The sequence below is a fragment of the Pedobacter jaeyakensis genome (assembly GCF_054461315.1).
On the sequence record NZ_CM136921.1, the window covers coordinates 3,754,186 to 3,775,952 of the forward strand.

The following is a 21,767-nucleotide window of genomic DNA, read 5'->3' on the forward strand; positions in this document are numbered from 1 at the left end:
ACAAGTTACCCTGTCTTTTATAAATTTAGGATAAAGACTTTTAAATCGCAACCTAATTGTAAGATAAATGTTAGGACAAAAAAAAGCCCCTTTATTTGATGGAAAGGGGCTTCACGAGATTGGCCGACCGGCTAAAAAGCTACAACCTTATTTTTCTGTAGATAAAGAATAAGGGAAATCAGCTTCATTAGTGCCTCTGCCTTTATTTGGTGAAGCGATCATGTTATAATCAAGCTTGGCACCTTTTAATAATTCTGAATGACTTAACCAGTTTTGAGTGCGGATTTTGCCATTGAACTTCAATATGTCTACGTAGCGGTTGGTATCACTATTATCAGGAGCGTTGATCTCTACTACTTTACCGTTTTCAAGAGTTAGCGTAACCTTTTTGAATAATGGTGCACCCAACACATACTGATCAGTTGCAGGAGTTACCGGATAAAATCCTAATGCAGAGAAAACATACCAGGCAGAAGTTTGGCCATTATCCTCATCACCGCAATAGCCGTCAGGTGTTGCTTTATACATTCTGTTCATCGTTTCACGTACCCAATATTGCGTTTTCCATGGAGCACCACCGTAATTGTACAAGTAGATCATGTGCTGAATAGGTTGGTTACCATGGGCATACTGACCCATGTTTGCAATTTGCATTTCACGGATCTCATGAATAACACCACCATAGTAGCTGTCATCAAAGATTGGTGGCAAAGAAAATACAGAGTCGAGTTTCTGGACGAATTTATCTTTACCGCCCATTAGCTTGGACAAACCGGCGATGTCCTGAAACACCGACCATGAGTAATGCCAGCTATTACCTTCAGTAAAGGCATCACCCCATTTAAATGGATTGAAAGGTGATTGGAACTTACCATCTTCGTTCTTACCGCGCATTAAGCCGCTGGCAGGATCAAAAAGATTTTTATAGTTCATAGCACGTTTCTTGAAAATATCGATCTCAGAAGCAGGTTTTCCTAAAGCTTTACCCAATTGATAAATGGCAAAGTCATCATAAGAATATTCTAACGTTCTGGCCGCATTTTCATTAATCTTTACATCGTAAGGTACATAGCCTAATTTATTGTAATATTTAACACCAGTACGACCTGTTCCTTCTGGCCCTTCATTGTCAGCACCGTTCTTAAGCGCAGCCCATAAGGTATTGATATCGTAATCTCTCATACCTTTGATATAGGCATCAGACACAACAGAAGCAGAGTTATTACCTACCATAATGTTAGAGTAACCAGGACTTGACCATTCAGGTAGAAAACCACCTTCTTTGAAATCGTTAGCCAAACCTTCCTGCATCTCCTTATTAATGGATGGATACATCAAGTTTAAGAATGGATAAAGTGCCCTGAAGGTATCCCAAAATCCAGTACCAGCGAACATATAGCCTGGCAGTACTTTACCATTGTATGGACTCCAGTGCATGATCTTGTTATTGGCATCAATTTCATAAAGTTTGTTCGGGAAGAATAAGGTACGGTATAAGCTGGAGTAGAAAGTACGCATCTGATCTATAGTACCACCTTCTACACTAACTCTGCTTAAGGTTTTGTTCCATACGGCCTTTGCTTTGTTCTTGGTATCATTGAAGCTATCAGAACCCACTTCTCTTTTTAAAGAGATTTCTGCTTGCTCAATACTGATAAAAGAAGAAGCAACCTTCATGGTAATCTGCTCTCCTTTTTCTGTTTTAAACCCAACAATGGCCCCGGAGTGATCAGAGGTAAATTCCAATTCGCCCTTGGCAAGGTCGGCACCTTTCCATCCTTCTGCTGAAGTAAACGGTTTATCAAAATAAATTACAAAGTAGTTCTTGAAGTTTTCTGGTGTCTTATGAGCATGTCTGGTGCTATAGCCAACAATTTTACGCTCTGAAGGAATGATCTTGATGTAAGATCCTTTATCGAAAGCATCGATCACCACGAAAGACTCTTCTGCCTTAGGGAATGTAAAGCGGAATTGGGCTGCTCGTTCTGTTGGTGTGATTTCAGTTGTCAAATCCGCATCAGCTAAATAAACACTATAATAATAAGGTTTAACAATTTCAGCCTTGTGAGAAAACCAACTTGCCCTATCGTCCTGCATCCATCTTTTCTTGCCAGTTACCGGCATGATTGAAAACTGTCCGTAGTCGTTCATCCATGGCGACGGCTGGTGGGTTTGTTTAAAACCCCTAATCTTGTCGGCATCGTAAGTATATGCCCATCCATCGCCCATTTTGCCGGTTTGAGGAGTCCAGAAGTTCATACCCCATGGTACGGCAATTGAAGGATAAGTATTACCGTTAGAAAGGGACGGCTTGCTGGCTGTTCCCATCAAAGGATTAATCCACTCAACAGGGTCTGTGATTTTACCCACCAGTTGCGCGGATGCACTAAAGGATGCAACTACAGCTGCAACAGTTAATAATTTTTTAATCATGTTATTAGAGTTCATTTTATTTATCAGCGGACAGAGAGCCGAAAGGACTTCTGCAGGTTTGGTTAGGTTTGGTTAAATCTGTAAAACGTTTTAGCACACTACAAATAAAAACATTAAAAAATAAAATACGGAAACAATATAGCTTTAATTATAGAAAAACAAAAAAACACAGCCCTATTTCATGACTGTGTTTACTTTGATCTGTTAAGATCAGCTATAGCTCGCTTCCTGGCATAACACCTGGCTCATGACTGGCGCCCAGGGGCTTATTTTTTCGGTCTGGTTTGTTAGTTAATGAAGACCTGCTGAAGTCGGTTACTGATGAACTTTCTCCGCTGGTTTCATTTTCTTTTTGGTGATCCGTTTCCGGTAACACTACTTTCTTTTTCTCGTCGTTATTTGAAGTTTCCATAATAGGTAATTTAATAATATGAATGATCTTCTAAATAACACTTGGATCTAATTTTTGTTTAGCAGTTTAGGCAGTTACGTTTTGTTCAACGATTTGTTTTACTTGTTCTACAACGAAATCAATTTCTTCCCTGGTATTGTATTTACTGAAGGAAAACCTTACTGAGGGCCGATTTGGATCTGCGCCTATAGCAGTTAAAACATGAGAGCCGATGTTAGAACCAGAAGAGCAGGCACTGCCACCTGAAGCAGAAATGCCGTTAATATCAAGATTAAACAACAGCATATCGGCCATGTCCATTGCCGGGAACGATACGTTTAAAATAGTATATAAACTTTTATCAGCGTCTGTTTCTCCATTAAAAAACAAGTCGGGCACTTCATTAGATAGCCTGTCTTTCATATAATCCTTTAGCGATTGTATGGAATTTTGATGTTCTTCCATTTCTGAGTAGGCAATCTCCAGCGCTTTAGCCAAGCCTACTATTCCATAAACATTCTCGGTACCCCCGCGCATGTTCCGTTCCTGTGCGCCTCCTAAAATTAATGGGTTTATTTTGACAGTGTGATTTACAAATAGAAAACCCACACCTTTAGGTCCATGCAACTTATGCGCAGCACACACCATAAAATGTGCCTTAAGTTTACGCACATCATGCCTATAATGCCCCATGGTTTGGACGGTATCACAATGATAGATAGCATTGTATTTTTCGCAAATATCTCCCACACGCTCCATATCTGTGAGCGTACCGAGTTCATTATTGGCCTGCATTAAGGATACAAAAGAACGTTCATTGCACTGTAATAGCGTTTCCAAGTGTGCCAGATCTACATTCCCCTTTTCATCGACATTAACAAAGCTCAATTTATCAATTACCCCGTCTTTAAGTAGCGTATTTAATGTGTGCTCTACAGCGTGGTGTTCTATTTTTGAGGTAATTGCATGTTTGATATTGAAGGCGGCAATACCGCACCGTATGGCAGTATTATCAGCTTCTGTGCCACCTGAAGTAAAAAAAACTTCGGCCGGTGTTGCATTAAGCAAACCTGAAACTGTCTTCCTTGCCTTTTCAATTAGTGTTCTAACTTCTCTGCCTTGCGCGTGTATTGAAGAAGGATTGCCATAATAGGTGGTCATTACATCAACCATTTCGGCGATAACTGCAGCATCTAAAGGTGTAGTTGCTGCATTATCTAAATAGATCCTTTTCATATTAACTCAGCTTTAATATTTCCTTGATGTCTGATATGATCTTCTTAGCCAGTCCTTCAGCAACAGTTTCACTTTCGGCTTCGCTATAGATGCGGATAATGGGCTCTGTGTTGGACTTTCGCAGATGAACCCATTCTTTATCAAACTCTATCTTTAAACCGTCAATTGTACTGGTAGGTTGATTTTTATATTTTTCTTGAACTTTCACCAGTAAGGCATCAATATCCATCTCTGGTGTTAGCGTGATTTTATTCTTGGAAATATAGTATTCAGGGTAACTCTTACGTAATAGTGAGATCTGTTTTCCAAATTTTGCTAAATGGGTTAAGAACAAGGCGATGCCAACCAGGGCATCCCGACCGTAGTGTAATTCAGGATAAATAACACCACCGTTGCCTTCTCCACCGATAATGGCACTGGTCTCTTTCATTTTATTGACAACGTTGACTTCGCCCACTGCAGCCGCATTGTAAATACCGCCGGATTTTTCCGTTACATCTCTCAAAGCTCTTGTTGAAGACAGGTTGGAAACAGAATTGCCTGGGGTATTTTTTAATATGTAGTCGGCAACGGCAACCAGCGTGTACTCTTCACCAAACATGGAACCATCTTCACAAACAAAACACAACCTGTCAACATCCGGATCAACAACGATCCCTAAGTCGGCATTCTTACTTTGCACCACTTTAGCTATTTCCGTTAAATTCTCAGGAAGCGGCTCCGGGTTATGCGGGAATTGGCCGTTAGGTTCACAATACAATTCATGAACGGTTTCTACACCAAGTGCCTTTAAAAGTGCGGGTACAAATATACCACCACTTGAATTGACACAATCTATAGCAATCTTAAAATTGGCCTTTTTAATGGCTTCTACGTCGACAAGCGGAAGGGCGAGTATCACATCAATATGCTTTTGCAGGTAGGTATCGTTGTGGGTAACTTTTCCTAGATAATCCACCTCTGCAAAGTCAAACTCTGCTTTCTCAGCAATATCCAAAACGGCCTTGCCATCTGCATCACTAATAAATTCGCCTTCCGCATTGAGTAATTTGAGGGCATTCCATTGTTTTGGATTGTGACTTGCAGTCAATATAATACCTCCGCCCGCTTGTTCCATTGGCACAGCAATCTCCACGGTTGGTGTTGTGGATAGTCCCAAATCAATTACCTCTATGCCTAGACCCTGGAGCGTACCGGTAACGAGATTATTAACCATATCACCTGATATCCTGGCGTCTCTGCCTAAAACTATTTTTCTGTTATTGGTTTTGCTGATCACCCAGAAACCGTAGGCTGCTGTAAATTTTACAATGTCGATTGGTGTTAAACCATTGCCGGCAATACCACCAATTGTTCCCCTTATACCGGAGATGGATTTTATTAGAGTCAATTTCTTCAGTTTTTTTCAAAATTAGGAAAAAAACAACAATTGCAGTGATTATAACATAAGCAGGTACTAAATCATGTCTATTGCATTACAAATGCTATATTTGTCTGTTTTTAAAATTATCACAATAGGCCTCTATGCAGCGTAAATGGTTTCAATACTGGTTTAACTCTCCTTTTTACCATATACTTTACAGCCAGCGTAACGACGAGGAGGCTGAATACCTTATAGATAATCTGTCCGCCTATCTTAAACCTGAAGCTGATGCACGTATTCTTGACATCGCATGTGGAAGAGGTCGGCACGCCATTTATCTGAACAAAAAAGGCTACGATGTAACTGGAATAGATCTTTCTGAACAAAGTATTAAATACGCACAACAGTTTGAGCAAAGGAATCTTCATTTTTTTGTTCACGATATGCGCAAACTGGCTTTCATCAATTATTTTGACATCGCCTTAAATATGTTCACTAGTTTTGGCTATTTTGACACGGAAAAAGATCATGTTAATGCACTTAAATCTTTCAGGAAAGGTTTGAAAGCCGATGGCACACTTGTAATAGATTATTTTAACACACAAAAAATTCTAAAAAACTTAACCAACCAGGAAACAAAAATCATGGAAGGCATTGAGTTTCACTTGCACAAATTTGTGTCTGAAGGCAAGATCATTAAGCACATTAACTTTGAGCATAAGGGCAAAACCTATGCTTTCGAAGAACGGGTACAAGCTTTCAATTTAAGTGATTTTGAGCGGATGTTTGAAAAAGCCGGACTAAAAATCAGTACTATATTTGGGAGCTACGGACTGGAAGCATTTGACGAAGGTAAATCTGACAGATTAATTTTAGTATGTCATAAAGCATGATAGAAAGCTTGCATCAATTTGATGTGGATCTCTTTCTGAGTATTCATCGAGGCTTGTCCAATCCTTTTTTTGATTGGCTATTACCTTTGATGCGCAACAGGTATTTCTGGGCACCACTTTATCTTTTTATTGTTATTTTCTGTGTTAAAGCGTATAAAAAAAAGGGCTGGTACATCATTGGCATGCTTCTGTTCACTTTTGCCATGGGCGATCTGCTAGCATCAAGGCTCATTAAAAATACGGTAATGCGTATTAGACCCTGTAATGAAATTACATTGACCAATGATATTATACATCGCGTTGAATGTGGCAGTGGCTACAGTTTTCCTTCTGCACATGCTACCAATCATTTTGCCATCGCTGTTTTCTTAATCTTTGTTTTCTATGACAAATGGAAAGCAATTTTACCTTTAGCTTTGGGATGGGCTTTTATTATCTCGTTTTCGCAGATCTATGTAGGTGTACACTACCCTATAGATGTGATTGCAGGAACGATATTGGGTACACTAATCGGATTTTGTACCTCAAGGCTTTATAAAACATTAGTATCAAAATTATAATGGAGATCTGGAAATTACTTATTCTTTTTCTATGCGCCTTTTTAGGCGGATTAACTATATTTCTGGTAAAGAGCGACAAATCACAATTGCTGAAACTAATTCTCTCCTTTAGTGGCGCCTATTTATTCGCAATAACTGTATTGCATCTGATACCAGATGCCTATCATGGTGGTGAGCACGAAGAAATTGGGATTTTTATCTTAATAGGTTTTCTGCTCCAAGTTTTCCTTGAACAGTTTTCTGAAGGGGTTGAACATGGGCATATACATAAACATCATGATACTAGTGCATTTCCATGGGGAATAATGATCAGTTTATGCCTGCACGCATTTCTTGAAGGGATGCCACTCGCTAAAGATCAACATAATGCATTAATTTATGGGATTGCACTCCATCATATACCTGCAGCATTTGCCCTTGCCAGTATCTTGATGCAGAATCATTTCAGTCGAACAAAGATCGTAATTTTTGTAGGTGTTTTCGCCCTAATGGCTCCGCTTGGCTTTTACGTAAGCGATGGATTAAGTAATGGCACAATTGGAGGAATAGAAAATTACTTTAACCGCATCATGGGTATAGTGATTGGTATATTCCTACACATCTCCACTACTATCTTATTTGAATCAAGCGTGGAGCACAAAGTAAGTCGGAAGAAAATGATGGCTGTATTATGTGGTATTGCTGTCGCGCTATTGGGTTACTTTAGCTCTGGACACAGTCACTAAGCACCCTAGCCACGTAATTTGTCTAACAATCTATTTAGCTGAGCAGCTTCTGTGAGTGTAAGTGCAGAGGCAATAATATCTGAGAAGTTCACTTCCTTATCCATGTCATCAAGCAAAGTCATACCCTTTTCGCTTATAACGACATCTACGGCACGCTTATCTAACGCGTTTCCGGCTTTTATAATCAGCTCTTTCTGTACCAGCCGGTCAACAATTCTAGAAGCGTCACACATCTTATCCAACATTTGAGATTTTAAGAAGCTTACTGTGGCAGGTTTAGGAAACTCATTTCGCAATATCCTTAACATATTGTATTGTTGAGTGGTGATATCAAAAGGAACTACGGCCTGTTTAACCTTATCGCTACACCAGTTATAAGTAAAGAATATATTTACAATAGCTTTTTGGTGTACATCCATATTTAGGTTCTTGATCTTTATTTGCTTCTCTCTTTAGGTGCTTTAACTTTACCGTAACCCCATGGACAGTGCTTGCATTTGTTTTTACAGCAATACCCCCTTTTCAGATGATAAACCTCTGTAAAAACCATAAATCCATTTTCGTTAAAGTAATAGTCTACCCCTTCTATCATCAGTTAAGCAATTTAACTACCAAACTTTTATCATAGTGCGATTTAAGTGCGAATCCATTTCCATGATTGGTCCATACTTGTATCGGTTTAACTTGCTCTATGGTGTAAAGAATATCATTCCAATCAGCATGGTCTGATATGTATAATTGTATTCCATTTCCACTTTGACGATGTTTCCAGCCTGTTGCGAAGACCCTGACTACATTAATAGCTTTGAAATAACTGTTAAATACCATTGGAGGAACCATATAGATAAGATTAGTGGTATTATTTTTCATAATCTTCCTATCATAAATCTCATACTTCCCCACATCTATCCCTTGTTGTTCATATATTTTCACAAAAGGTATCATGCTAAAGTGTACAAGTATCCTTTTTTGCGGACAATACTTAGTTATCAAATATAGGAGACGCTGGCATTTGCCTAAGGCATATGCTCCCAGCATGATGTTACTTTCTGTAGAATTTAGTTTAAGTATTTCTTCTTCAGCAGTTGGATGATTAGTTTCAGGATCTGCAAAAGTAGTTTCCGTGATGAGTACATCTGCATAGGTAAATTCAATAGGCTCACAAGTAGGATCTGCTTGTAGCTTATAATCGCCTGTATACAAATATTTCGTTCCCCGATATTCCATAAGCACCATTGCAGACCCCAGAATATGTCCGGCTGGAATAAAACTAATTTTTACACCATTCAGGTCAAATTCCTGGTGGTAGGTTAGAACATTAAACTGATTCCCTGCATTTTTTCGGTATCTGTGTCGCATGAACATTGCCGTCGCTTCTGTACAAACTACATTTTGATGGCCGCCAATGGCATGATCTCCGTGGGCATGAGAAATAACTGCATTGGATGTAGGTTCTTTTGGATCGAGGTAAAAATTGCCATAGCTACAAAACAGCCCAGTTTTGTTAATGACTATAAAATCTTCTAAAATCATTAGTTGTTTTTAAGAAATTGCTGATGGAGGTCCATCACTTGTGTAATGAGAGAATGTGTCTCCTCATTATTAACAATATAATCTGCCATAGCAACTTTCTGATCGTCTGAGAACTGCTTATTCATACGTGCCTGGACCTGTTCGGAGCTAACTTGATCACGTTCCATAACCCTCTGTAGCTTTGCTTGATGCGGAGCAATGACGACAATATTCTTATCGCACATTTTGTAGGAACCGCTTTCAAACAACAGTGCTGCTTCTTTTAAAGTGTAAGGTACATCGGCGGGTAAGTTACCAGACCAGGCATCAAATGCTCTGAATACTGCCGGGTGTACTATAGCATTTAGCTTTTCTAATTGCTTTGCATCACTAAATACGATACTTGCTATGTGCTTGCTATTAAGCATCCCGTTTTCGAAATAACTTTCTTCTCCAAAAGTACTTTTCAATTCGCTTATTAGAATTTCATCACTGACCATAATATCCTTGGCTACCAGATCAGCATAAAATACAGGAACACCAAGTGTCTCAAAGATTCTACAAATCGTTGTTTTTCCACTACCGATTCCACCTGTAATTCCAATCTTTAACATTTATTTTTCGATTATAAAATCAACTTTCGAAGGTACAACACTGATTATTTTACAGAAATCGGGAAAGCGCAGAACATTTATCCTCAGTTGATTGTGATTATTGATCTTCCATTCATTAAGATCGACTGTTGCATCAATAAACGTCTCATTGATCTGCTGGTACTTCGATAATGCTACGAGAAAAGTTACATGTACTTTCTTTGGATATAGCTTGACATCGTAATACTCCTTATTGTTGACGATCTTGATCGGCACCTCCATTGTTTTTTCCGTAAATTCATCTACAGGAATCTTAACCTCTGCACTTGTAGGGAAAATACTGACGTTCTTCATTCTATTTCTTGCAATTCCTATCCTTGAAACGCTGGTGTTGTGTATATTAGTCAGTACCAATGTATCGGTTGGCCATTCCTTAATAGTTCTGAGTTTATCTTCTGGACCCGATAACGTAATATATTCCGGAATGATTTCTATATCATCAGCTATACCATATTGCTTTTCGAAAGTAACGCTTGATACAAGTTTAACTGGAACCCTTTTAACTGTGCGCTGTGTAAAATCAAAATACAGTGTATCCGGTTTAACCGATATGATATTCTGAGACGTTTCGAGTTGACTGTTCACCTGGCGAAGCTGTTCGGCAAACAAAATATAGTTGCGGGTATTTAATTTTTCAAGATTAATAGCAATCGATTGTGGCTTAACTCTTAACCGGGCAAATAGCAATTGCCAGCCGGTACCTTCAACCTGTAGATCTACTGTATCTGACTGAAGTGGGTGAAACGCTCGCTTCTGAGGAAAATTCTTGTAGAAAAGTACTGTTTTAGAGGTATAAACATACTTTTTATTCAATGCCATAAACAACCAAGCACTCATAGCCAATAACAAACAAGTTATCAGTACAAGAAAACGCTTTCTCTCTATTTTGGTGAGCTTGATCAGGGGCATGGCTGTAAAGTACTCAAAAATACTAAAACAAAAAAGCCGCTCCAAATAATGAAGCGGCTCAAGACTTTTATTGAAAAATTAGGACTTTGCGATGTCTATTTTTGGTGCAGCTGCCTTGGTCGCATCAAGCGAAATAGCAGATTTATCAAAGCGAATTTTTGTTCCACCTTCTACCTCAATTAGAAAAGTAGCATCGTTCATATCAACAATTCTACCGTGGATTCCTGCAGTTGTTACGATTTTATCGCCCTTTTTTAGTTCCTCTACTAACTTCTTATGGTCTTTTGCTTTTTTCATCTGTGGTCTGATCATAAAAAAGTAGAACACGATCATGATCAAGACCATTGGCACAAGCGTACTGAGCATATTTCCGCCACCTGCAGCTTGCAAAATTATTGTTGATAACATATTTTATATTTATAGTTTAATTATTCTTTAATCTCTCCTACCATGGAAATCTGCACCGGGCTATTCACAGCATTTGAGGAAACAGTAATAGGCTTGGTTATTGGCCCTACTGGCTTACCCGCACTATTAAATACAACTTTAATCTCACCCGATTCTCCTGGTTTAATTGGCTTTTTAGGGATTTCCGGAACGGTACATCCACAAGTAGAAAGCGCATCCTTGATGATCAAAGGCTCCTTGCCAGTATTCGTAAATTTAAACGCATAAGTAACAATCTCACCCTTTTTAATAGCCCCAAAATTATGTACGTCTTCTGTAAAAGTCAGTGTAGAACCATTTGGATTTTGTACAGGTGTAAATGTACCAACAGCAGTGGTTTTGTCTACAATAGCAGTTGTTGCCTCAGCAGGCTTTTTTTTGTTTTGGCAAGATGCAAACGCTAATACAGCAAATGCCAGTAAAAAGGTTTTTTTCATATTTATTCTTCTATAAGTCCGCGACCAATTTTTTTAATGTTATTATTTCTTTTGAGGTCTCCCATTATTTTATCTAAGATACCGTTAATAAAGGAATTACTTTTCGGTGTACTGTAATCTTTTGATAGATCAAGATACTCATTGATAGTTACCTTCACCGGAATTGAAGGAAAATTAAGCAACTCGCAGATCGCCATTTTCATCAGTATGGTGTCCATAAGTGCTATACGTTCCGACTCCCAATTTTTTGTACGTTCTGCAATGTATGTATGGTACTCTTTGTCATTCTTCAATGTATAAAGAAACAAGTCTTCCACAAACTTACTGTCCTCAGTCCAGTCCTGACTGATAGGTGTTAGCTTATTAGCAGCTGGGTCCTCAGATATAAAGTTTTTGATGGTCTTAGCCACCATACCTTGCATTACTTCTTTATCAACAGACCAATTGATAAACTTATCTTCAAACGCCTGTATTATACTGTGGCTTTTAAGGATGATCTTTCTGAATATGAACTTTATGATTGTTTTAGATTCCTCCAGGCTATTGTTTTCGTCTGCAAGATATGCCAGGTATTCTGGGGTTACCTTTAGGGTATTAAAAATAGTCCTTACAAATTCAGGATCCGCCATCCAGTTCATCTTGTACTTATGTATTGCGGAAACAAACTCGGGGTTTGCTTTAAGTACAACAGCAAACTTGTTGTGCAAGAGTTTCAAATTTGGATTAAGATCCTCCGCAGTTGGAAGATGCTTGTTTGCGCGTTCTTCTGCGTCAACCCCTGTGTATTCTGTAACTTCAACTAAAAGAGAGAGCATCCATATATACATTTCGTATACGTTGTCAATACTCACCATCAACGCCTTTTTTGCGGATGTAAGATCTCTTTTGTCGGTCATATGCCAAGCAAAAATATTTTGCAGAGCTTTAATTCTTAAGTGCCTTCTATTTAACATGAATGTAAGAACGAGTGGTAAATTACCTGATTATTTAAAATGATGATTTGATTTTTTTAATGTCTATTATTCTTTGTTCTGCAATTCTGTTGGCTGCAAGTACCGTTGGGATATTCTCCTTTTTGGACATCTTGATCACGTCTCGTGTTGCATTGTAGATATTCTCTGTTAGCTGAATGGTACGTTTTTTTCCATAGCCAGTTAGCTCAGAGTAACAGCTGATCAAACCTCCAGCATTGATCAGGTAATCAGGCGCAAACAATATTCCTTTATCCAAAAGTAACTGTCCATGCACCTGCTCGTCTGCAAGCTGATTGTTCGCTGAACCCGCGATGATCGCGAAATTCATTTTATTAATTGTTTTGTCATTTAATGTAGCACCTAAAGCGCATGGTGCATAAATATCTGCATTCAAAGCAAAAATCTTATCAGCCGTAATTGGTTTTGCTTTGTAGGTACGGGCAACATGCTGGAGTCGTTCCTCATTAATATCGCTGATGTAAACTTCTACGTTTTCTGCTCTCAGCAATTCTACAAGATGCTCTCCCACATTACCGATCCCTTGAACTACAACTGATCTTCCAGCCAGCATATCAGTACCAAATACCTCTTTAACGCAAGCTTTTATACCGAGAAACACACCCTTTGCTGTAGTTGGCGCTGGGTTGCCAGCTCCTCCTAAGGACTCTGGAACACCTGTTACATGAGTAGTTTCCATGCGAATATACTCCATATCCCTGGTGTTCGTACCCACGTCTTCAGCTGTAATAAATTCTCCGTTAAGGTTTTTTATAAAGCGGCCATAACTCCTCATCATGGCTTCAGATTTCCCCTTTCTGGAATCGCCAATAATAACTGCATTTCCACCACCAAGGTTTAAGCCTGTAATCGCTGCCTTGTAGGTCATTGCCCTTGATAATCTAAGCACATCTTCTAATGCTTCGGCCTCAGTAGCATAGGTCCACATCCTTGTACCACCTAATGCAGGTCCTAATGTAGTGTCGTGAATAGCGATAATTGCTCTTAAACCGGTGTCCGGGTCGTTACAGTAAACCACCTTTTTATGCCCTGAGGCACCAATTTGATCTAAAACTGAATTCGAAATAGAACTATTATCAGACATAAGATTGTTTGTTATCGGATATGGGGCAAAACTACTCAAAAAAACATTATTTACATTGCAATAACCAAAGTCTTTAAAAAATTTCTGTTTGATTTGGCTAACTTTACCTTGTCATGAAACACCTCCGTTTTTTAAACAAATACTTTTACAAATATAAGTGGTGGGTAATCCCAGGTGTTTTCTTTGTTATCATCTCTAACATATTTGGTGTAATACCTGCACAGGTGATTGGCCATGCATTTAATCTCATCACAGAAAACATAAGCATATATGCGCTGTTTAGCGGTTTTGAGCGCAGGGAAATCATTTACGATATATTCAGCTATAGCTTACTTTATTTTGGGACCATGGTCCTTGTGCTCTATTTGTTGCGGGGACTATTCCTTTTTTTTATGCGGCAAACCATCATTCTGATGTCGAGACATATTGAATTCGACATGAAAAATGAAATCTATGCGCATTACCAAAAATTAAGTTTAGGTTTTTACCGGAGAAACAACACAGGAGACCTCATGAACAGAGCTACGGAAGATGTTAACCGTGTGCGTATGTATGTAGGACCTGCAATCATGTATACCATTAACACAGCGGTGCTTTTCCTGCTTGTTATCTATGCCATGTTTTCAGTCAATGTTACTCTGGCCATATTTTGCTTACTACCACTTCCTGTTCTTGTTGTGATCATCTACTATGTAAATACCATGATCAATCGCAAAAGCGAGCAAATTCAGGAACAGCTTTCCAGATTGTCCAGCTTCGTACAGGAACGCTTTTCTGGGATTAGGGTCATTAAATCATACGTACGTGAAGACCATACAAAAGCGATTTTCGCAGAGGAAAGCGATAGCTATAAAAGAAATGCAATGGGTCTTGTTAAAGTTCAGGCTATGTTCTATCCTACTATGCTATTATTGGTTGGACTGAGTACTATCCTGACCATTTATGTTGGTGGCAAACAGGTAATCAGCGGCTCAATAACTCCTGGCAATATTGCAGAGTTTATTGTGTATGTAAATCAGCTTACCTTTCCTGTTTCAATGCTCGGATGGGTTACCACACTTATCCAAAGAGCATCAGCATCCCAAAAAAGGATTAACGAATTTTTGGGATTACCCTCAGATATCGTGTCAAAAAATGATGAAAAAACTGTACTTAAGGGTGATATCACATTTGAAGACGTCAGCTTTACCTATCCAGATACAGGTATAAAAGCCCTTCAGGGTGTGAGTTTTACAATTGAGAAAGGTCAGTTTGTCGCAATTATTGGCAGAACGGGATCCGGTAAATCCACCTTGGCTAACCTTCTTATGCGTATGTATGATATAGATAGTGGGCGAATTGTTATTGACGGCAAGTCTATATTAGACGTAAATCTGGAGAGCTATCGTAGCCAAATTGGCTTTGTGCCTCAGGAAGTATTCCTATTTTCAGACACCATCAGAAACAACATCGCATTTGGTTTGGATACGGTAACAGACGAAGCCATTGAAAATGCAGCTAAAAATGCAGCGGTATACTCAAATATTATAGATTTTGACCTCAAATTTGAAACCATGCTCGGTGAACGTGGTATAACTTTATCTGGCGGACAAAAACAGCGGGTCTCTATAGCACGTGCGTTGATTAAATCGCCAGGTCTGTTGATCTTCGACGACTGCCTCTCCGCAGTAGACACCCGAACCGAAGAAGAAATACTCAATAATCTTAGCACGCTGATGCAAGGTAAGACCAGCATACTAATTGCGCATCGAATCTCTACAATTAAGAATGCAGACAAAATTCTGGTACTTGATGAGGGGCGGGTTATCGAACAGGGAACCCATTCTGATTTGCTAAAGATGAATGGTGCATACGCGGAAATGTATCAAAATCAATTACTGGAAGAAGAAAGCCATTCTGTGTAATTCTATTTTGAACTTTGATAATTATTACTTTATATTTACCAGAACCAAAAACCAAGAGCTAAAGCAACCATGGGAGAATTTGATAACAAAGAGAGAGAAGAGGTTTTTTCAAAGAAAGTAAGGGCAGGCAAAAGAACTTATTTTTTCGATGTAAAAGCTACAAGATCAGGAGATTATTACTTAACGTTAACGGAAAGTAAAAAGAGACTCGAAGATGGCGTTTTTGTAAAACATAAGATCTTTTTGTACAAAGAAGACTTTGAAAAGTTTGCAGAAGGCCTAAACGAAACCGTAGAATACATTAAAAACCACCAAGAGGTTGTTGAAAAACGCTACGAATATTCAGAAAACCATGAGGTAGTGTCTTCGAGAGCACAAAACGACGACTTTTCATTTTAAAAAATTTGTCACTAGACTGACATTGCATAAAAAAGCCTCATTTGATAATGGGGCTTTTTAGTATAAAAGGCTTTTGTGCCTAATAAACCGCTATTTTATGAGTACGTAGCAGATAAGGATCCACTCCTTGTTTTCCTGCTAACTTAAAGCTGATTACTTTTGATTTTTGGAAAGGCATATGGCAATCAATACAATTTGTTTTTACCATTGCACTCGCAAGCGTCTTTTCACTGTGTTTAGGGGTTGCATGACAGCTCATGCACTTTTTAGAATAAGCAGTCAGTCCATTAGCTTTGGCATCATGAACACTGTGGCAACTGTTGCAACTAAGGGAATTACTTTTGACGTAACACTGGCTGGCAGATAACATCTGATTTTGTTGCCCATGTACGTCAGGGTCAGATTCAGACATTGAATTTTTGTCCAGATACTGATCAAGATCATCTCCAGGCTTAAATCCAAAAGTAGATTTAAGCACCGGTCTGTTACTACCCGAATGGCAAACTGAACAGGCATCGACTTTCTGCTTCCTGGTTATAGATTGGTACAGCGTGATAAATTTGGCTGCCTTTTCATTTGGATTACTGATGTGAAACTCAACATGTTTGCCAGCCGGACCATGACAGCGTTCACAATTGATGCCATATACTAAAGAGGTTTTAACCAAATGTTGTGACATGATCAGTTCTCCTGTCTTCTCCACCTTTTCATCTACATAAGAAGCATGGCATTGAAGGCACCTGGAACTGATGTTACGGGAAAAATAAATACGCTTATCGGCATACCCAGGACTATTCGCCCAACTTTTTATTCCACTAAAATAAGTTAATTGCATTTGCTGCAAGTTGTCCTTTTTCCATGACCCGTAAGTTATAGCATTCTTGCCAGACCCAATAGCAACGTCAAACTTACGGTCAAATAATTTTTCTCCATCAGCATACACTGCCTGGAAAAGGCCGGTGTCTCGCTGCTCCACTTTGATTTTAAGATGCTCATCAAAATTATAGTCAGTAGACAAAGCACTATCCCCCTGAAAAAGCGAATGACCTGAAACTACCCTTGAAGTATTGTAATGAACGTTAGATAAATAGTCATCGTAAATATTCTTATGGCATTGCACGCAAGTTTTAGTGCCAGCAATGGTACTATCGGATGCTAAAGCTACTCCACCAGTCTTCTTACCCGTATCCATGCACTGTGAGAATAGAATTACAAGTCCCGCTATAGCGGTAAATATCAGCAACAGGCGCTTACTTCCTTTCATCAGTCATTGGTTTCTTTATTCGGTAGTCCGAATATAGAAAAAACAGGCTTAGAAGAAACTTCCGTCGCCCCTTCTTCTAATCTCTCTTCCGTTGCCCGGCTGCTTACCAGACCATCTTTGTAACCTCATGCTCAAGCGCAACATGAAATATCTGCTCAAAGCATTCGACTTTGTATCTGTGTATCCACCATCAGTACTCTGATCTCGGTTGATGTAGTTATTTTGATTAAATACGTCAAAAACTTGTAATCCAATTTTTCCTCGTCTTTCAAACAGTTCCTTTTCATAATACATATTCAGTACAAAAGGATTATTGTTCACGTTAGCGCTAATACCAGAGATGAAATTTTTACTAGCATTATAGCCAATGAGGTGAGTTTGCCACAGATAAATGCGTCCGTCCACGTTAAGGGCTAATGTATTCACTTCGTTGTCTGAAAAAACTGTGTTCATTTGTTTGGTATGGTTATAGGATACATTTGGATTAATCTCAAACCATTCTGTAGGATTTATTCTTGGACCTATTCGTTCAAAAAGAGTAAGGTTTCTAGAAAGATTCTTTACCCCATTATAAATTGACACCCCATTATCAATGGTAGCCCTACCCGCAAATGTTAAATTATATTTCCTGTTGGCCAGCTGTTTACTTATGGAATAGTTTCCATTTACCCGGTAAACTCCATCAGCATTTTCAAAACGTGTTTCCGTAATTTGTTGTACTCCGGGTCCGGTATAACTAGGATCTCTAATAAGTGTAGTGTTCCTTACTACTGCATTCTGAGTAAAGCTGGTATTAATATTCACGCTGTAGTTCAGCTTAGCATTCGCAATGTAATTGTTGTAGTCAGTCCTAATCGTATGGACAAATGTAGCACGTAAGTTAGGGTTACCAATGATTGGATTTTGAGGATTAGAAACATCCCTAACCGGCTGAATCTGATCAAATGTAGGTTCGTTAGCATTGCCCGAATAATTCAATGAAACACGGTGTTGCCTTGACCACAGGTATTCAAATCTTGCGATTGGAATAAGATTGAAACTTTCTCTGTTAATTTTTGTACCAAGACTAACTTTAGTACCTGATAGCAGGGCTGGCACTCCAGTAACACCAGTTGAAAAGCGAACTTTAGAATTGCCGCTTAAGCCATATCTAAAATTTAAGGCAACGCGGCCTTGTGTGAAGGAATATTTAAAGATGTTACTTAGCGAATCAATAATAGATGAAATGCCGCCACTTGTCACATTTCTCGTCGTCGCACTATTGTCGTAACCATTATAATTAAGCTGCGCATTAAATTCCAACTGCGTATTTACCGACAGTGGCTCGACATAAGTGAAACTGCTCCGATAATTGCTTCTCAAATTATTTCGAGCAACAATTCGATTTACTAAGGAGTCTTTCAGCACATCATCAGCTGCATTATTCAAGTATAAAATTCTCTGCAGCTGATCCTGCTCAGCTTCATAGTCATTTGAATTTAAATCAACCTGGAAAGATAGATTTCGTCTTTTGTTAACCGGGAATATGTGCTGATAAAAAATAGATCCGCCAAATTCTGGTGTCTTATTTTTGCTTTTGTTATTTGTAGTTTGATCTTGATTTCCTATTCCACTTCTTTGAAGTGTTAACGATTGGTTAATGTTTGCAGTTGAATTATAACGAAATGTGGGAATCACTCTCAAGAAGTTTAATGAATCTATATTGGCTTCAACTTCCAATTTAAAATTGTGAGTCCTATTGTCATTATTACCATTTCTGGTGATCGCTCTATTAATGGGTACTCTATTTCCCAAACTGTCAACTGCAAATGATAAAGATGTGATATCACTTATGGAATTGACATCGTTCCCGGTAATGCCATAATTAAAGTTATACTCGATTTTTTCGCCAAGCTTATCTCTTACACTTACAGAGCCATTTCCAGATTTGGTTGTTCCACCGGAGGCACCACCTCCTCCATCTCCACCATTTACTCCATTAACCGTATTCTTAAAATTACCATTTAAACCTATGGTCTGGTTTCCGTTAATCCTTGTAGCAAATATCCCGGCATCATAGCGGTCATTACTTCCTGCTGCCGCATTAATGTTGGCCATATTTCCAACCGATTTATCAGTACGTGTCGTGATGTTGAGCACCTTTGAAGGGTCTCCGTCTTTAATACCGGTTCTCGCTGCCTGATCTCCATAATCGTCAACAATCTGTATCTTGTCTACAATTTCTGCAGGCAGATTTTTTATCGCATTTGCTATGTCTCCTCCAATAAAATCTTTGCCATTCACCTTTGCTTTGGTAACAGTTTGGCCCTGGTGCGTCAAAGAGCCATCCGTACCCACTTCCATGCCCTCCATTTTCTTTAGGAGCTCATCAACAGTCGCATTCTTCCTAACTACATAATCGCTGGCTTTATACTCTACAGTGTCTGTCTTATAAGTTATGGAAGGTGTTCCATTGATTACTACAGTATTTAAAGTATTGCTTTCATCTTTCAACACAATAGGATCCATTACGATTCTGGGCGTTGTATCATTTTGCTTAAAGCGCATTGGCGGAGTGCTTCTGTATCCGATACTTTGGACTACAATGGTGTAAACTGCGGATTTAACGTTCTTAAAAACAAAAATACCGTCATTGTTCGTGCTTGTTTTTAAGGTATCCTTATCGGATGTAAGACTTACCGTTGCGCCTATAACGCCAAGATCGGTACTGTCTTTAACAATACCACTGATCTCGCGTGTAGGCAATGGTGGGGGGGGATTTTGATTATTGGCTGGATTTTGGGCAAAAAGACCAGAAGAGCAGCTTACTAATAACATCAGAATAGCAACTGATCTTAGTGTCCGGTAGAAATTATGCATTTGTGTGTTTTGCTTATTTATATGAGAATGCGTCAATTATTTTTTTGTCAATGTGTATTTACCCCAAAAGTCAGTTGGGCTAATTAGCGCCTGGAAATCCATACCCCCTCTTGGTCCGCCACCACCACCGCCGAAACCACCGCCTCCGCCACCGCCACGATTACCGCCTCCGCCAAAATTACCACCACCACCGCCATCACCACCGCGGTTAAAGTCCATTCCTGGAATTTGTAAACCATTCAACTTAACATTATAAGCAAATTCTTTAGCACCTTCTACACTTAAGCCCAACTGCTCTAGTGGAATGGAAGCCTCGTAAAAGAAAACGTTGTCTTTATCAATACTGGCCGCAGCCTTAATTCCTTGATCGTTGTATATCGACACCAAAGTATCCGTTGTTTTTTTGAACCCTTTTATCTTAATCTCTTTTACCTGTGCCAGCTGAGTTTTTTGCCTTGCAACCATCATCGAGTCCCTTTGCTTTTGAGTTGGCGGAGTACCGCCTCCGCCAAAACCGTCAGGTCCACCCATCATAATTCTCCTCTGCCCACCTTGTCCACCTGCACCGCCTCTAAACTGAGCACGGTTAATTAATGGATAGGTTAGCGACATACTTTCTTTCTCCTTCTTTTTACCATCCGGATTTACAGAAAATGTAATGCCACCAGCCATAATCTTGGTATTGTTGGCAACATCTGTAGATTTTACAACCAGGTATAGATTCTTGTCATCGTTACTGATCAGATAAGAAATACTGGTGCGCTTGTTAACAGAGAATGCTGATTCAGCCCATTCATTATTTTTACCATCAGCTTTAGTTAACTGGGGTGCATAGATACTTACTTCTTGCAATTCTGTAACTTTCTGCGCCTGAGCTTGTAAAGTAAAACCTGACAAAGCTACCAGCCCTAAGATGTTGTTGAGGAGTCTTGTTTTCATAATATTAATAAATCCCAATTTCGTTTTGTTGTGGTTATGACTCTATAACGAGCCTTAGGTTTAATTGTTAAAAACAGGTTTAACAATTAAAAGAATGCGAAGTAAATACAAATTTTAATCTTTTAGATCTTATCAATTTAATTTGTTACAGTAAAACCATAAGCTTGACGCTAAGATATGGCACCTAATCGCCAGAAATGGGCGTTTTTTGAGATTTGCAGATCCAAATACTTGCCTTAGCGGAGAAAAAAAGTGTTTATACTTTCTATTAACCAGCGGACATTGCTGGTTCTTGACTCGAAAATGTTACAATAATTAATGGTCAGTCTCGCAGGTTTTAATGTGTGCACTTCGCACAACAATGGAATTGATCTCTTCAGAAACATTTGTAGTTAGTACCATGTGTTGATCCCTGTTGATCCTGTCCTCAATTGCGCCCAGGGTTTCGTGATCAATGGTTTTATTCATAATCCGTATGGGTTCATCAAGCGACTCTGCTTTAATCTCCAGGTCATACAACCCAGATATTCTTGTTTTGCAGATGATTAATTGAACTTCATGGTTTTTAGCAATCTCTTTAAGACCAGCAAATGCATGTAAAACTTGATCTGTGTGGGTTGCCTTAAAACCGAAGACAATCTCAAACTTGTCACCGTTAGACTCGTCACCAGTTTCTAAAAATATTTCGCTTACGTCTGATAATGCAGCTTCAATTATTAACCTATCCATAATAACCAAATTGTTTTGCTGTATATAAGGAATAAGTA

22 protein-coding genes are annotated in these 21,767 nt (G+C 39.0%); 5 read left to right on the plus strand and 17 right to left on the minus strand.

What is annotated here, in order from left to right:
- Nucleotides 1-147: 147 nt before the first annotated feature.
- From ACXZ1K_RS16735 to glmM, 4 genes are all read right to left on the minus strand, one after another.
- The gene (locus ACXZ1K_RS16735; RefSeq protein WP_458970827.1) at nt 148-2,433 is read right to left on the minus strand and encodes a GH92 family glycosyl hydrolase; all 2,286 of its coding nucleotides are present in this window, start codon (nt 2,431-2,433) and stop codon (nt 148-150) included.
- A 214-nt stretch (nt 2,434-2,647) separates the two neighbouring features.
- The gene (locus tag ACXZ1K_RS16740; RefSeq protein WP_458970828.1) at nt 2,648-2,845 is read right to left on the minus strand and encodes a hypothetical protein; all 198 of its coding nucleotides are present in this window, start codon (nt 2,843-2,845) and stop codon (nt 2,648-2,650) included.
- Between the two features lie 66 nt (nt 2,846-2,911).
- On the minus strand, nt 2,912-4,060 hold the full coding sequence (locus ACXZ1K_RS16745; protein WP_458970829.1) for a cysteine desulfurase family protein: 1,149 nt from the start codon (nt 4,058-4,060) through the stop codon (nt 2,912-2,914).
- A gap of 1 nt (nt 4,061) precedes the next feature.
- Complete coding sequence (gene glmM, locus ACXZ1K_RS16750) at nt 4,062-5,450, minus strand: phosphoglucosamine mutase (RefSeq protein WP_458970830.1); 1,389 nt, start codon at nt 5,448-5,450, stop codon at nt 4,062-4,064.
- A 134-nt stretch (nt 5,451-5,584) separates the two neighbouring features.
- Between glmM and ACXZ1K_RS16755 the strand changes: the two genes are divergently transcribed.
- The 3 genes from ACXZ1K_RS16755 to ACXZ1K_RS16765 are packed head-to-tail and all read left to right on the plus strand — an operon-like array spanning nt 5,585 to nt 7,601.
- Nucleotides 5,585-6,316 (plus strand): class I SAM-dependent methyltransferase, encoded by a 732-nt coding sequence (locus ACXZ1K_RS16755; RefSeq protein WP_458970831.1) that lies wholly within the window; start codon nt 5,585-5,587, stop codon nt 6,314-6,316.
- The gene (locus tag ACXZ1K_RS16760; protein ID WP_458970832.1) at nt 6,313-6,876 is read left to right on the plus strand and encodes a phosphatase PAP2 family protein; all 564 of its coding nucleotides are present in this window, start codon (nt 6,313-6,315) and stop codon (nt 6,874-6,876) included. The genes ACXZ1K_RS16755 and ACXZ1K_RS16760 overlap by 4 nt, the downstream gene beginning before the upstream one ends.
- The gene (locus ACXZ1K_RS16765) at nt 6,876-7,601 is read left to right on the plus strand and encodes a ZIP family metal transporter (RefSeq protein ID WP_458970833.1); all 726 of its coding nucleotides are present in this window, start codon (nt 6,876-6,878) and stop codon (nt 7,599-7,601) included. Before ACXZ1K_RS16760 ends, ACXZ1K_RS16765 begins: the two co-directional genes overlap by 1 nt.
- Before the next feature lie 5 nt (nt 7,602-7,606).
- Here the strand turns inward: ACXZ1K_RS16765 and ACXZ1K_RS16770 are convergent, their stop codons facing one another.
- The 9 genes from ACXZ1K_RS16770 to ACXZ1K_RS16810 form a co-directional block, all read right to left on the minus strand.
- The gene (locus ACXZ1K_RS16770) at nt 7,607-8,020 is read right to left on the minus strand and encodes a MarR family winged helix-turn-helix transcriptional regulator (protein WP_458970834.1); all 414 of its coding nucleotides are present in this window, start codon (nt 8,018-8,020) and stop codon (nt 7,607-7,609) included.
- A 17-nt stretch (nt 8,021-8,037) separates the two neighbouring features.
- Nucleotides 8,038-8,193: a DUF5522 domain-containing protein gene (locus ACXZ1K_RS16775; protein ID WP_458970835.1), complete on the minus strand. Its 156-nt coding sequence runs from the start codon at nt 8,191-8,193 to the stop codon at nt 8,038-8,040.
- Nucleotides 8,193-9,134 (minus strand): exonuclease, encoded by a 942-nt coding sequence (locus ACXZ1K_RS16780; RefSeq protein WP_458970836.1) that lies wholly within the window; start codon nt 9,132-9,134, stop codon nt 8,193-8,195. The genes ACXZ1K_RS16775 and ACXZ1K_RS16780 overlap by 1 nt, the downstream gene beginning before the upstream one ends.
- Nucleotides 9,134-9,727 (minus strand): dephospho-CoA kinase, encoded by a 594-nt coding sequence (coaE, locus tag ACXZ1K_RS16785; RefSeq protein WP_458970837.1) that lies wholly within the window; start codon nt 9,725-9,727, stop codon nt 9,134-9,136. The genes ACXZ1K_RS16780 and coaE overlap by 1 nt, the downstream gene beginning before the upstream one ends.
- A complete protein-coding gene (locus ACXZ1K_RS16790; RefSeq protein WP_458970838.1) occupies nt 9,728-10,585 on the minus strand; it encodes a YbbR-like domain-containing protein in 858 nt (285 codons plus the stop codon).
- 168 nt (nt 10,586-10,753) lie between these two features.
- Complete coding sequence (gene yajC / locus ACXZ1K_RS16795) at nt 10,754-11,083, minus strand: preprotein translocase subunit YajC (RefSeq protein ID WP_458970839.1); 330 nt, start codon at nt 11,081-11,083, stop codon at nt 10,754-10,756.
- A 20-nt stretch (nt 11,084-11,103) separates the two neighbouring features.
- Nucleotides 11,104-11,559, minus strand: coding sequence for a DUF1573 domain-containing protein (locus tag ACXZ1K_RS16800; protein ID WP_458970840.1), 456 nt, complete (start codon nt 11,557-11,559; stop codon nt 11,104-11,106).
- Between the two features lie 2 nt (nt 11,560-11,561).
- The gene (gene nusB / locus ACXZ1K_RS16805; RefSeq protein ID WP_458970841.1) at nt 11,562-12,512 is read right to left on the minus strand and encodes a transcription antitermination factor NusB; all 951 of its coding nucleotides are present in this window, start codon (nt 12,510-12,512) and stop codon (nt 11,562-11,564) included.
- A 34-nt stretch (nt 12,513-12,546) separates the two neighbouring features.
- A complete protein-coding gene (locus ACXZ1K_RS16810) occupies nt 12,547-13,635 on the minus strand; it encodes a Glu/Leu/Phe/Val family dehydrogenase (protein ID WP_458970842.1) in 1,089 nt (362 codons plus the stop codon).
- 113 nt (nt 13,636-13,748) lie between these two features.
- On the opposite strand from ACXZ1K_RS16810, the gene ACXZ1K_RS16815 reads away from it, so the two are divergent.
- Nucleotides 13,749-15,539, plus strand: coding sequence for an ABC transporter ATP-binding protein (locus ACXZ1K_RS16815; RefSeq protein ID WP_458970843.1), 1,791 nt, complete (start codon nt 13,749-13,751; stop codon nt 15,537-15,539).
- 69 nt (nt 15,540-15,608) lie between these two features.
- Nucleotides 15,609-15,938, plus strand: coding sequence for a DUF3276 family protein (locus tag ACXZ1K_RS16820; RefSeq protein WP_458970844.1), 330 nt, complete (start codon nt 15,609-15,611; stop codon nt 15,936-15,938).
- A 79-nt stretch (nt 15,939-16,017) separates the two neighbouring features.
- Here the strand turns inward: ACXZ1K_RS16820 and ACXZ1K_RS16825 are convergent, their stop codons facing one another.
- From ACXZ1K_RS16825 to ACXZ1K_RS16840, 4 genes are all read right to left on the minus strand, one after another.
- Nucleotides 16,018-17,202 carry a multiheme c-type cytochrome gene (locus ACXZ1K_RS16825; RefSeq protein WP_458970845.1) on the minus strand — a complete coding sequence of 395 codons (1,185 nt, stop codon included), beginning with the start codon at nt 17,200-17,202 and terminating at the stop codon, nt 16,018-16,020.
- 48 nt (nt 17,203-17,250) lie between these two features.
- Nucleotides 17,251-20,019 (minus strand): outer membrane beta-barrel protein, encoded by a 2,769-nt coding sequence (locus ACXZ1K_RS16830; RefSeq protein ID WP_458970846.1) that lies wholly within the window; start codon nt 20,017-20,019, stop codon nt 17,251-17,253.
- 78 nt (nt 20,020-20,097) lie between these two features.
- Nucleotides 20,098-21,000 (minus strand): hypothetical protein, encoded by a 903-nt coding sequence (locus tag ACXZ1K_RS16835; RefSeq protein ID WP_458970847.1) that lies wholly within the window; start codon nt 20,998-21,000, stop codon nt 20,098-20,100.
- A gap of 315 nt (nt 21,001-21,315) precedes the next feature.
- On the minus strand, nt 21,316-21,729 hold the full coding sequence (locus tag ACXZ1K_RS16840; RefSeq protein ID WP_458970848.1) for a hypothetical protein: 414 nt from the start codon (nt 21,727-21,729) through the stop codon (nt 21,316-21,318).
- Between the last annotated feature and the right edge of the window lie 38 nt (nt 21,730-21,767).